This is a genomic window from Fuscovulum sp. (assembly GCA_035192965.1).
In the GTDB taxonomy this organism is placed as follows: Bacteria; Pseudomonadota; Alphaproteobacteria; order Rhodobacterales; family Rhodobacteraceae; genus Paragemmobacter.
The window spans coordinates 825,696-838,184 of the sequence record CP136571.1 but is presented as its reverse complement, the minus strand read 5'-3'; the positions used below and the strand labels follow the sequence as shown (position 1 = coordinate 838,184).

The window sequence follows — 12,489 nt, the reverse complement described above, 5'->3', positions numbered from 1 at the left end:
TCGCTGCCTGCGGCAGGTCGACCACCCAAGCCAGAACGTCACCGGGAGAGTGCAATGGTAAGACTGGAAAAACGTCCCTCTCCCAGCGCCTTCTGGCAATGGGCGACCCCGGTTCTGGCCGTGGTGCTGACGATGATCGCAGGCGGCATCATGTTCGCCATCCTTGGCAAGAACCCGTTTGAGGCGATCCGGACCATCTTCTGGGACCCTTTGTTCAACGAACAATTCGCCTCTTATTCACGGCCACAGCTTCTGGTGAAGGCAGGGCCGCTGATCCTGATCGCAGTGGGCCTGTCGCTGGGGTTCCGCGCCGGTATCTGGAACATCGGGGCCGAGGGGCAATATATCATGGGCGCCATCTTTGGCGCGGCGGTGGGTCTGGCGCTTTATCCCATTGAAACGCGCTGGGTATTTCCGCTGATGGTCTTGGCGGGCATCTTTGGCGGCTGGCTTTGGGCCATGATCCCGGCCATCCTGAAGACGCGCTTCAACACCAATGAAATCCTTGTCTCGCTTCTGCTGGTCTATGTGGCGCAGAACATCCTCGCCTCCATGTCCATCGGCCTGTTGCGCAACCCCGAAGGCGGCGGCTTTCCCGGCAGCCGCAACCTGAGCCAGATCCCTTCCATGGCCAATCCGGAACTGATCCCCGGCACGGGCCTGCATTGGGGGGTGATCCTTGCCTTCGTCGTGGTGATCGCCGCCTATATCCTGCTGCAACGCCACATCCTTGGCTATCACATCAAGCTGGCCGGGCAGGCCCCCAAGGCCGCGCGCTTTGCCGGGGTCAGCCCGAACCGCCTTGTCGTGCTGTGCATGGGCCTGTCGGGCGCCTTGGCCGGCATGGCGGGGCTGTTTGAGGTGACGGGGCCGTCCGGCCAGATCAGCATTGATTTCAACGTGGGCTATGGCTTCACCGCCATCATCGTGGCCTTTCTTGGCCGGTTGAACCCCATCGGCATCCTGCTGGCAGGCCTTCTAATGGCGCTGACCTATATCGGCGGCGAACTGGCCAGTTTCATGCTGGGCCTGCCCGCCGCCGCAATTCAGGCCTTTCAGGGGATGCTTCTTTTCTTCCTGCTGGCGGTCGATCTGCTGACGAACTTCCGCATCCGCTTTGGCACCACAAAGGAGGCGCACTGATGGATCTCGGTGGCATCAATCCGGCAATCCTGATCGCCTCGCTCATGGTGGCGTCCGTCCCGATCATCCTTGCCGCACTGGGCGAGTTGGTGGTGGAAAAGGCGGGCGTCCTGAACCTCGGTGTTGAGGGTATGATGATCATGGGCGCGATCTGCGGCTTCGCCACGGCGGTCGCGACCGGCAACCCCTATCTGGGTTTTCTGGGCGGTGCGCTTGGCGCAGCTTGCCTGAGCCTTGTCTTTGCGGTGCTGACGCAGTTCTTCCTTGCCAATCAGGTGGCGACGGGGCTTGCGCTCACGCTGTTCGGGTTGGGGCTGTCCAGCCTGATCGGGCAAAGCTATGTGGGCATCAAGCCGCCGCTGACGGGCACCGTTCCCCTTGGCCCGTTGGCGGATATCCCCTTCTTCGGCCCGGTCCTGTTTGACCATGACTGGATGGTTTATCTTTCCATCGCCGCCTGCGGCGCAGTCTGGGCCGTTCTGAAATACAGCCGCATGGGCCTTGTGCTGCGTGCGGTGGGCGAAAGCCACGATGCCGCCCATGCGCTGGGCTACAAGGTGGTGCGTATCCGCGTGCTGGCGATCCTCTTCGGTGGGGCGCTGGCGGGGCTGGGTGGCGCCTATATCAGCCTGATCCGCGTGCCCCAATGGACCGATGGCATCACCGCCGGTGCCGGCTGGATCGCGCTGGCCATTGTGGTCTTTGCCAGCTGGAAACCCTGGCGTATCCTGCTTGGTGCCTATCTTTTTGGCGGAATCACCGTGTTACAGCTTAACCTGCAGGCAGCTGGGGCCAGAATCCCGGTCGAATACTTGTCGATGAGTCCGTATCTGATAACCATCCTCGTGCTGGTCATCATGTCTTCGGGCAAGGGCAAGGCAGCACTGAACGCGCCTGCCGCGCTGGGACAGAACTTCCACGCCTCACGCTGAGGCATAACGAAACACCGGGGCCAGATGCGCCCCGTAACAGGGAGCAAGAAATGCAGAGAAGAACAATCCTCAAAGGCGGCGCGGCGCTTGGCTTTGCCAGCATGGTCGGCGGCACCGCGGCCTTTGCGCAGGGTCTGGAAAAGGTCAAGGCGGGCTTCGTCTATGTCGGCCCCATCGGCGATGGCGGCTGGACCTTCCAGCACCACGAAGGCGCGCTGGCCGTGCAAGAGGCCTTTGGCGACAAGGTTGAAATCGTCTGGCAGGAAAACGTGCCCGAAGGCGCGGATGCCGAACGTGTGCTGACGCAGATGGCGCTGTCGGGCTGCAACATCATCTTCACCACCTCTTTCGGTTTCATGGACCCGACCAATGCGGTCGCCGCCAAGTTCCCGGACGTGAAGTTTGAACATGCGACGGGCTACAAGCGCGACCATGCGAACGTGTCCACCTATAACGCGCGCTTCTACGAAGGCCGCGCGGTGCAGGGCCATATCGCGGGCAAGATGACCAAGTCGAACAAAATCGGCTACATCGCATCCTTCCCGATCCCCGAAGTGATCATGGGCATCAACAGCTATTACCTGCACGCCAAGAAGGTGAACCCGGCTGTCGAACTGTCCATCGTCTGGGCCTTCACCTGGTTCGATCCGGCGAAAGAGGCCGATGCCGCCAAGGCGCTGATCGATCAGGGCGTCGACGTGATCGCCTCGCACACCGACTCGACCGCGCCTCTGGCCGAAGCGGCCAAGACGAACGGTGCCGTGATCGGCTTTGGTCAGGCCTCCGACATGGCCGACTACAAGCCCAGCCCGCGCGTTTCGTCGATCATCGACAACTGGGCGCCCTATTACGTAAAGCGTGTGGGCGCGCTGCTGGATGGCACCTATGCCCAAGCTGATGCATGGGAAGGGATCGCCGGGGGCGAAGTGGAAATCGGCGAAATCACCGACGCCGTTCCCGCCGAAGTGAAGGCCGAAGCCGAAGCGATGCGCGATGCGATTGCCGCTGGCACCTATCACCCCTTCACCGGGCCGATCAACAAGCAGGACGGAACCGCGTGGCTGGCCGAAGGCGCAACCGCGCCGGATGGCGATCTGCTGGGCATGATGTTCTATGTCGAAGGCATCACGGGCGACATCCCGTCCTAATCGGGCGCGCCTGAACCAAACAAAAAGGCCCGCTTCGGCGGGCCTTTTTCATGGCTGCGGAATCTGCCGCCCGCATGATCCAGATCAATTATATTTAATTTTTTGAATGTATATTTCCTCCAGCGCAACTTCGCACGGGAGGAAACGGCATGGCACATGTCGTCGTACTTGGGGCAGGGCTTGGCGGGGCTATCATGGCCTATGAGCTGAAGGACCAACTGCGCAAGGAAGACACGGTCACCGTGGTGACCAAGGATCCGCACTATCACTTTGTGCCGTCCAACCCATGGGTTGCCGTCGGCTGGCGCGAGCGGGAAGAGATCACCGTCGATCTTGCGCCCACGATGGCGAAAAAGAAGATCAACTTCATCCCCGTCGCCGCCGAAAAGCTGCATGCCGATGAAAACCGCATCGCGCTGGTGAATGGCGAGTCGGTTTCATACGATTATCTGGTCATCGCCACCGGGCCGGAACTGGCCTTCGACGAAATCGAAGGCTTCGGCCCGCATGGCGGATTCACCCAATCGGTCTGTCATATCGACCACGCCCTTGCGGCGAAAAAGGTCTTTGAAGAACTGGTCAAGAACCCCGGCCCCGTCATCATCGGTGCGGCGCAGGGGGCAAGCTGCTTTGGCCCCGCCTATGAATTCCTTTTCATCCTGGAAACCGCCCTGCGCCGTGCCAAGGTGCGCGACCGCGTGCCGATGACCTTTGTCACCCCAGAACCCTATATCGGGCATCTGGGGCTGGATGGGGTCGGCGATACGAAGGGGCTTCTGGAATCTGAGATGCGCGCCAAGCACATCAAATGGATCACCTCGGCCAAGGTGAAAAAGGTCGGGCCCGGCAAGATGACGGTCGAAGAGATCGCCGATGACGGCACCTCCAAAGGCGAAAAGGAACTGCCCTTTGCCTTTTCCATGATGCTGCCCGCCTTCCGGGGCATCAAACCCGTGGCCGGGATCGAAGGCCTGTCCAACCCACGCGGCTTCACCATCGTCGACAAGCATCAGCAGAACCCGAAATATCCCAACATCTTTGCTGTCGGTGTCTGCGTCGCGATCCCGCCGATGGGGCCAACCCCCGTGCCTGTGGGCGTGCCCAAGACCGGCTTCATGATCGAATCCATGGTCACCGCCACGGCGCATAACATCGGCAATATCGTGCGCGGCAAAGAGCCGGATCGTGTCGGCACCTGGAACGCTGTCTGTCTGGCGGATTTCGGCGATGGGGGCATCGTCTTTGTCGCCCAGCCGCAGATTCCGCCGCGCAACGTGAACTGGTCCTCGTCCGGCAAATGGGTCCACATGGCCAAGATCGGGTTCGAGAAATACTTCCTGCGCAAGCTGCGCAAAGGCGTGTCTGAACCCTTCTATGAAACCCTCGCACTCAAGACGTTGGGGATCGACAAGCTCAAAGAGACACAGGAAGGCTGACGTCCCCCAGCTTTCCTGTCGGGGGTCGTCGCAAAAGCGGCGGCCCCCGCCTTTTCAACCGCCGCGCGCCGTGGCAGGTTCACGCCCATGAACGCCCCTTCCCCCCTTGCCTTCGGCTGTATGCAGTTCGGCGGTCGTGCCGATGCACAGGCCGCCCGCGCCATGTTCGATGCCGCCCGCGCGGCCGGGCTTACCCATTTCGATACGGCACATGTCTATACCGACGGCGCGTCCGAACGACTGATCGGTGAGTTCGCGCAAGGCGATGGCGAAGTCACAATCGCCACCAAGGTCGGTTACACTGGCGGCGCGGGCCGCGCCAACCTGACCGCCCAGTTCGACGAAAGCCTGCGCCGCCTTGGCACTGATGCCGTGGACCTGCTCTATCTGCACCGCTTCGACCCCGCGACATCGCTGGAAGAAACTATTGGCCTCTTCGTCGAATGGAAGGCCGCCGGGCGCATCGCCCGCATCGGCCTGTCCAACTTCGCCGCCTGGCAGGTGATGAAAGCGCAGGCCGTCGCTGCCCGGTTCGGCAGCCGGATTGATGTGATCCAACCGATGTACAATCTGGTGAAACGGCAGGTGGAGGTGGAACTTCTGCCCATGTGCGCCGATCAGGGGATTGCGGTTCACGCCTATTCGCCCCTCGGCGGCGGCTTGCTGACCGGGAAATACGCAAGTGGCGGCGCAGGTCGCCTGTCCGAAGACAGCCGCTACGCCGCCCGCTATGCGCCGGAAGCCATGCACAAGGCGGCAACCGGTCTGGCGGCACTGGCCGCTGACCTGGGCACCCATCCCGCCACGCTGGCCGTGGCTTGGGTCATGTCCTGCCCCATAACGCCCGTCATCCCGCTGATTTCGGCCCGCGATACGGCGCAGATTGCGCCCTCGCTTGCGGCGCTGACCTTGCCCATGACTGCCGACCTGCGCGCCTGCCTGTCGGCACTGTACCCCTCACCACCCCCGGCGACCGACCGTTTGGAGGAAGAATGACCGATTTCCTGATCATCGGCGGCGGCATCGCCGGTATCTCTGCCGCTGCCCGCCTGTCCGAACTGGGTTCCGTCACCGTGCTAGAGGCAGAAGCCGCCCTCGCACACCATGCCTCGGGCCGGTCTGCCGCGCTTTATGAACCGCGCTATGGCGCGCGCGCGGTGGTGGATTTGTCGCTGGCCTCCGAGGATCACTTCCGCGCGGCGGAAAACGTGCTGTCCCCGCGCGGCTTGATGATCGTCGCGAAGGCGGATCAGCAGGACGATTTCGATACCGAGGTTCGCGACATGCAGATGACACGCTGCACTGTGGACGAGGCGCGCGCCATTGTTCCGATCCTGAACCCGGAAAGCGTGGCCATGGCCGCCATCGCTGATCACGCTTGGGATATCGACACCGACCTCTTGCTTCAGGGCTTCGCGCGCGAAGCGAAATCGCGCGGCGCGCAGATCGTGACCGGCGCGCGCGTAACCACCATCGCACGTGGCGGCGACGGCTGGACCGTCACCACGGCGGCAGGTGAATTCACCGCCAAACTGCTTATCAACGCCGCCGGGGCATGGGTGGACGAGGTCGCCACAATGGCCGGGGTGCGCCCCTTGGGCTTTGTTCCCAACCGCCGCTCCATGGCGCGCATCCCGGCGCCGGGCGGCCATGACATCAGCAAATGGCCCATGCTCTTTGGTGCGGGCGAGACGTGGTATGCCAAGCCCGACGCAGGTGCCCTGATCGTGTCCCCGGCCGAAGAAGACCCGCAATCCCCGCACGATGCCTGGGCCGATGATATGGTGCTGGCCGAAGGGCTGGCGCGTTATGAGGAAATGGTGACCGAACCCGTCACCCGCCTGATTTCCAATTGGGCCGGTCTGCGGACCTTTTCCCCCGACCGGGTTCTGGTGATCGGGCGCGATCCGCGCGAGTCTGATTTCTTCTGGCTGGCCGGTCAGGGCGGCTATGGCTTTCAGACCTGCCCCGCCGCCAGCAGGCTTGCCGCTGATCTGATCGGGGGGCGTGCAACGGGCCTTTCCCCCTGCCTTGTCCACGCACTCGATCCGGCGCGCTTTGGCTGAAACGCGAAGAACCGCCCGGTCTGGCAATCAGGCGTGACAGCCGCACGCAGATCGGTCAGCATCCCGCCCATGCTGATACGCCCGCTTCTTGCCGCGCTCGCCCTTTCCCTCGCCGCTTGTGGTGGGCCATCGGATCGTGAAACCCTGTCCACCGGCGCAGGCGCGATTGCCAACCCGGCGCAATTCCGCGTGGTGCCCCCGAATTTCAGCGATGCCGACCCGGCTAGTTTCGGCCGCCGCGGGCCCGAGGATCATCAGGTTCACGGCATCGATGTCGCCCGGTTCCAGACATCCATAGATTGGCAACAGGCCCGCGCGAACGGGGTGAACTTCGCCTTCATCAAGGCCACCGAAGGCGGCGATCTGGTGGATCCGATGTTCCGCGACAATTGGCGTGGCGCGGCCCGCGCGGGTGTGCCGCGCGGGGCTTATCACTTCTTCTACCATTGCCGCCCCGCCGCCGAACAGGCCGCCTTCTACATCCGCAACGTTCCGCGCAGCCCCGGCGCGCTACCGCCCGTGTTGGATATGGAATGGACGCCGTTTTCCCCAACCTGCACCATCCGCCGCGCGCCCGCGGTGCTGCGGTCCGAGGCGAAGATTTTCCTCGACATCGTGGAACGCCATTACGGCCAGCGCCCGATCATCTATTCCACCGTGGATTTCTACCAAGAGAATGAGATGTGGCGCGTCGGGAACTATCCCTTCTGGCTGCGCGCCGTCGCCGCCCACCCGGATGAGGTTTACGGCGGCCGTCACTGGACCTTCTGGCAATATACCAGCACCGGCCTGATCCCCGGCATCGCCGGAGAGGTGGATATCAACGTCTTTGACGGCAGCGCATCAGACTGGGCGGCGTGGCTGGCGGCGAACCGCCACCCCTAGGTGCCAAAGCAAAAGGCACCGAAGTTGCCCTTGGTGCCTTTCGATCTGATGCTTAGCTCAACCGTCGATGCGAATGCGTGCATTCTTGGGGTCGAACGGGCTGTCTTCAACCACCGTCACATCCCACAATTCGCGGTTGATACGGACTTTCAGCTTCTGCCCCACGCTTGCCAGATCGGGGCGCACATAGCCCATGCCGATCTGCTTGCCAAAGGCCACCGAATAGCCGCCCGACGTCAGACGCCCGATCTTTTCGCCATCCAGCAGTAGCGCCTCTTTCCCCCACGGGTCGGTGTCATCCGGCCCGTCGATCAGCACCGTCACGCACATCGACCGGATGCCGGTATCCAGCATGGCCTGCTTGCCCTGAAACTCCTTGTTCAGATCAACAAAGCGGTCCAGCCCAGCCTCCAGCGGGGTCGCGTCGCGGCCCAACTCGTTGCCGAAGGCGCGATAGGATTTCTCCTGCCGCAGCCAGTTCTGCGCCCGCGCACCGACCAGCTTCATCCCGTGCTTTTCGCCCGCCTTCAGCAACTGGTCGAACAGATAGCGCTGCATCTCGATCGGGTGGTGCAGTTCCCAACCCAACTCGCCCGTATAGGCCACGCGGATCGCGTTCACCGGGCACATGCCCAGTTCGATCTTGCGCGCCGAAAGCCAAGGGAATCGCTTGTTGGACAGCGCGGTTTCCGGCTCCGCATCGCGGATCAGTTCGGCCAGGATCTTGCGGCTGTTCGGCCCGGCAATCGCAAAGACGCCCCATTGCGTGGTGACATCGTGGATGTCGATGTAACCACCGCCACCGGCCATGTAATCCTCGGCGCATTTGCGCAGGTAATCGGCGTCATAGGCCGTCCATGCGCCCGCCGAGACGAGGTAATAGTCATTCTCACCATTGCGGACGATGGTGTATTCCGTGCGCGTCGTTCCCGTGGGCGTCAGCGCATAGGTCAGGTTGATGCGGCCCACCTTGGGCAGGGCGTTGCAGGTGAACCAGTCGAGGAAGGCCGTGGCACCGGGGCCGCGCACCAGATGCTTGGTAAAGGCGGTGGCGTCGATCAGACCCGCCGTTTCGCGGATCGCCTTCGCCTCATCCACAGCATATTGCCACCAGCCACCGCGGCGGAAGCTGCGGCTGTTGTGATCGAAATCTTCCGGCGCGTCCTTGGGGCCAAAGTAGATCGGGCGCTCCCAGCCGTTCACTTGGCCAAACTGCGCGCCCAGCGCCTTTTGCCTGTCATAGACCGGCGCAGTGCGCAGCGGGCGGCAGGCTTCGCGCTCTTCATCCGGGTGGTGCAGGATGAAGACATGCTCATAGCATTCCTCATTCTTGCGCGCCGCATATTCGGTGGTCATCCAGTTGCCATAGCGGCGTGGATCGAGGCTGGCCATGTCGATCTCGGCCTCGCCTTGGGTCATCATCTGGGCAAGGTAATAGCCCGTACCACCGGCGGCGGTGATGCCAAAGCTGAAGCCTTCGGCGATCCACATGTTGCGCAGGCCCGGCACCGGGCCGACCAGCGGGTTGCCATCGGGGGTATAGCAGATCGGGCCGTTGTAATCGTCCTTCAGACCCACGGTTTCCGAGGACGGCAGGCGGTGGATCATCGACATATACTCCGCCTCGATCCGCTCCAGATCCAGCGGGAAGAGGTCGGCGCGGAACGACTGCGGCACGTCATAAAGGAACCGCGCCGGGGCGTTGCGCTCGTACGGGCCAAGGATCCAGCCGCCGCGTTCCTCACGCACATACCATTTGGCATCGGCGTCGCGCAGCACGGGATGCTGTGGGTTGGTCTTGCGCCATTCTACCAGCGCCGGATCAGGTTCGGTCACGATATACTGGTGTTCCACCGGGATGGCCGGGATCTTGATCCCTAACAGCCGCGCCGTGCGCTGCGCATGGTTGCCCGTGGCGGTGACCACATGTTCTGCCGTGATCTCGAACTTATCGTCCGAAGCCACGAGATTGCCCCCGGTTTCCACCATCCGCGTGCAGGACACGATCCATTCCGACCCGGTCCAGCGATAGCCGTCGACCTGAATCTTCCGCTCGATCGTGGCACCGAGTTGCCGCGCGCCCTTGGCCATGGCCTGCGTCACGTCGGCGGGGTTAATATAGCCGTCCTGCGGGTGGTAAAGCGCGCCGACAAGGTCTTCGGTGCGCAGAAGCGGCCAGCGATCCTTCATCTCCTTGGGCGTCAGAAACTCGTGATACACCCCGGCGGTTTCCGCGACCGAGGAATAGAGCATGTATTCATCCATGCGTTCCTGACGCTGCGCCATGCGCAGGTTGCCCACGACATAGAAGCCGGGGTTCAGGCCGGTTTCCGCCTCCAGCCCCTTGTAGAAATCCACGCTGTATTTGTGGATATGGGTGGTGGCATAGGACATGTTGAACAGGGGCAGCAGCCCCGCCGCATGCCAGGTGGACCCAGCGGTCAGTTCATCCCGTTCCACCAGCATCGTATCCCAGCCTGCCTTGGCAAGGTGATAGGCGATGCCGTTGCCGACGGCACCACCGCCGACGACGAGGGCTTTGACATGGGTCTTCATGGGGCGACTCCCGGGAATTGGTGTTTGACCCTATCTGCCCGAACGGACGGGAAAGGGGCAAGACAACCCGACCCTTGGCAGACGAAAACGACATGGGTAGCAGATTAGCGACCGTTCCGTCTGTGACCACCCCCGGGGGTTTCACACCCCCGGACCCCCGTGGGATATTTTTCCAGAGAAGATGGGGGCGAGTGGACAGAGCTACGGGCGGCGCATCCGACCGAAGAGGACGGAAAGGGTGAACAGGATCGCGGCCGCAGCGATGATCGATGGTCCCGCCGGCGTATCCTGCCAAAGCGACAGTTGCAGCCCCCCGATGCTGGCGGCGGCGCCAATCACCGTGGCCATCATCGCCATGGATTCCGGCGTCCGCGCCAATCCGCGCGCGGCAGCCGCCGGGATGATCAGCAGCGCCGCGATCAGCAGCGCGCCCACCACCTTGATCGCCACGGCAACCACAACCGCCAGCGCCAGCGTCAGCACCAGCCGCTCCCGCGCCGGGTTCAGCCCCGAGGCATGGGCCAGATCCTCATTCAGCGTGCTTGTCAAAAGCGCCTGCCAGCGCCAGGCCAGCAGGCCCGCCACAAGCACCGCACCAACCCAGATGAAGACCAGATCGGCCCGCGACACGGCGAGGATGTCGCCAAAGAGATAGGCCGAAAGATCCGTCCGCGCGCCCGGAACAAAGCTGACCGCCACCAGACCAAACGCAAGCGCCGAATGGGCCAGCACACCCAGCGTCGTATCCATCGCCCAGCCCCGGGCTGCCAGCACCGACACGGTCAACGCCATGGCCAGCGCCACCACCAGCGTGCCAAAGGTGACCGGAAGATCAGCCGCCAGCGCCAGCGCAACCCCAAGGATCGCCGCATGGGCGGTGGCATCACCGAAATAGGCCATCCTGCGCCAGACGACAAAAGAGCCCAGCGGTCCGGTCGCAAGCGAAAGACCAACCCCGGCCAACGCCGCACGGATCAGGAAATCGTCAAGCATGGCTGTGATCATGGGCATGGGGGTGGTCGTGGTCGCGGGAATGGTCATGGCCGTGATGGTCATGTCCCTGTCCGCCGCCATCATGGCTGTGGTCATGCACATGCTGGTACAACGCCAGCGCGCCTTGTGTGCCCAACCCAAACAACGCCCGGTATTCCGGCGCGGTCGACACCACGCGTGGCGTGCCTTCACAGCAGATATGCCCGTTCAAGCAGATCACGCGGTCAGAGGCCGCCATGACCACATGCAGATCATGGCTCACCATCAAAATCGCCACCCCCGTCTCGCGCCGCACCTCTTCGATCAACCGGTAGAAGGCCGCCTCGCCGGGCTGGTCCAGCCCCTGCGTCGGTTCATCCAGAATCAGCAGCCCCGGCTTTGCCAACAAGGCCCGCGCCAACAGCACGCGCTGGAACTGCCCACCCGACAGATCGGCCATCTGCCGCCCGGCCACATCGGGCACCCCCACCCGCGCGAGTGCAGCGGTGGCATCCCCGTCCCCCACCCGTTTGGGCAGCGACAGGAATCGCCGCACCGTCATCGGCAGCGTCCGGTCAATCGCCAACCGCTGCGGCACATAGCCGATGACCAGCCCGTCACGCCGCGCCACTGCGCCGCCCGTCGCAGGCACAATCCCCAACAACGCCCGCAGCAGCGTCGACTTGCCCGATCCGTTGGGGCCAAGGATGGTGACGATCTCACCCGGTTGCACGGTCAGGCTGACATCGCTCAGCACCGGATGCCCATCCAGCGCCACCGACAGGTGGCTGGCGGTGATCAGTCCCGTCATTCCGCGGCCCCCTTGCAGGCAGGGCACAGCCCCAGCGCCTCGATGTTCGACCGTTCGATCACAAAGCCCAGCGCCGCCGCCGCCGTGTCCAGAGCCGCGCGCACCGGGGCGGCGGGCGCCTCGGCCACATGGTTGCACTGGCGGCAGATCAAAAAGGCCGGGGCATGCGCCTCGCCCGGATGCATGCAGGCGGCAAAGGCATTCAGGCGGCGGATGCGATGGGCGAGCCCGTTCTCCACCAGAAAATCCAGCGCGCGATAGGCCACCGGGGGCTGATTGCCGAACCCTTCGGCCGCCAGCCGTTGCAGCACATCATAGGCCCCCAGCGCGCGGTGTTCCTCCAGCAGGATTTCCAACACCCGGCGACGCACCGGCGTCAGCTTCACCCCCTGTGCCAAGGCCAGCGCCTCGCCCCGCGCCAGCACGTCATCGGCGCAGTTGCTGTGGTCATGCCGGGCAAAGGCCACCTCTGGCGTCGCGGCGCAACCGGGGCAGGCGTCGGAATGGGTGTGGGGATGCGACTGCGCCATGGGGCCTCTT

Annotated in this window: 11 protein-coding genes; 7 read left to right on the top strand and 4 right to left on the bottom strand. The window is 63.4% G+C overall.

The window, feature by feature from the left end; translation table 11 throughout:
• The first annotated feature begins 54 nt into the window (after positions 1 to 54).
• The 7 genes from RSE12_04155 to RSE12_04125 all read left to right on the top strand — a co-directional run bounded on the left by RSE12_04155 (position 55) and on the right by RSE12_04125 (position 7,610).
• On the top strand, positions 55 to 1,143 hold the full coding sequence (locus RSE12_04155; GenBank protein ID WRH63534.1) for an ABC transporter permease: 1,089 nt from the start codon (positions 55 to 57) through the stop codon (positions 1,141 to 1,143).
• Positions 1,143 to 2,075, top strand: a complete 933-nt coding sequence (locus RSE12_04150; GenBank protein ID WRH63533.1) for an ABC transporter permease — start codon at positions 1,143 to 1,145, stop codon at positions 2,073 to 2,075. The genes RSE12_04155 and RSE12_04150 overlap by 1 nt, the downstream gene beginning before the upstream one ends.
• 50 nt (positions 2,076 to 2,125) lie before the next feature.
• Positions 2,126 to 3,223, top strand: coding sequence for a BMP family ABC transporter substrate-binding protein (locus RSE12_04145; protein ID WRH63532.1), 1,098 nt, complete (start codon positions 2,126 to 2,128; stop codon positions 3,221 to 3,223).
• 149 nt (positions 3,224 to 3,372) lie between these two features.
• The gene (locus RSE12_04140) at positions 3,373 to 4,659 is read left to right on the top strand and encodes an FAD-dependent oxidoreductase (GenBank protein WRH63531.1); all 1,287 of its coding nucleotides are present in this window, start codon (positions 3,373 to 3,375) and stop codon (positions 4,657 to 4,659) included.
• Positions 4,660 to 4,746: 87 nt separating this feature from the next.
• A complete protein-coding gene (locus RSE12_04135) occupies positions 4,747 to 5,655 on the top strand; it encodes an aldo/keto reductase (GenBank protein ID WRH63530.1) in 909 nt (302 codons plus the stop codon).
• On the top strand, positions 5,652 to 6,725 hold the full coding sequence (locus RSE12_04130) for an FAD-binding oxidoreductase (protein WRH63529.1): 1,074 nt from the start codon (positions 5,652 to 5,654) through the stop codon (positions 6,723 to 6,725). Before RSE12_04135 ends, RSE12_04130 begins: the two co-directional genes overlap by 4 nt.
• A gap of 69 nt (positions 6,726 to 6,794) precedes the next feature.
• Positions 6,795 to 7,610: a GH25 family lysozyme gene (locus RSE12_04125; protein ID WRH63528.1), complete on the top strand. Its 816-nt coding sequence runs from the start codon at positions 6,795 to 6,797 to the stop codon at positions 7,608 to 7,610.
• Positions 7,611 to 7,667: 57 nt separating this feature from the next.
• Here the strand turns inward: RSE12_04125 and RSE12_04120 are convergent, their stop codons facing one another.
• The 4 genes from RSE12_04120 to RSE12_04105 form a co-directional block, all read right to left on the bottom strand.
• Positions 7,668 to 10,166: an FAD-dependent oxidoreductase gene (locus RSE12_04120; GenBank protein WRH63527.1), complete on the bottom strand. Its 2,499-nt coding sequence runs from the start codon at positions 10,164 to 10,166 to the stop codon at positions 7,668 to 7,670.
• A 201-nt stretch (positions 10,167 to 10,367) separates the two neighbouring features.
• Entirely contained in the window at positions 10,368 to 11,159 is a 792-nt protein-coding gene (locus RSE12_04115; protein WRH64736.1) for a metal ABC transporter permease, read from the bottom strand.
• A complete protein-coding gene (locus tag RSE12_04110; GenBank protein ID WRH63526.1) occupies positions 11,152 to 11,949 on the bottom strand; it encodes a metal ABC transporter ATP-binding protein in 798 nt (265 codons plus the stop codon). Before RSE12_04110 ends, RSE12_04115 begins: the two co-directional genes overlap by 8 nt.
• Positions 11,946 to 12,479 carry a Fur family transcriptional regulator gene (locus RSE12_04105; GenBank protein WRH63525.1) on the bottom strand — a complete coding sequence of 178 codons (534 nt, stop codon included), beginning with the start codon at positions 12,477 to 12,479 and terminating at the stop codon, positions 11,946 to 11,948. The genes RSE12_04110 and RSE12_04105 overlap by 4 nt, the downstream gene beginning before the upstream one ends.
• Between the last annotated feature and the right edge of the window lie 10 nt (positions 12,480 to 12,489).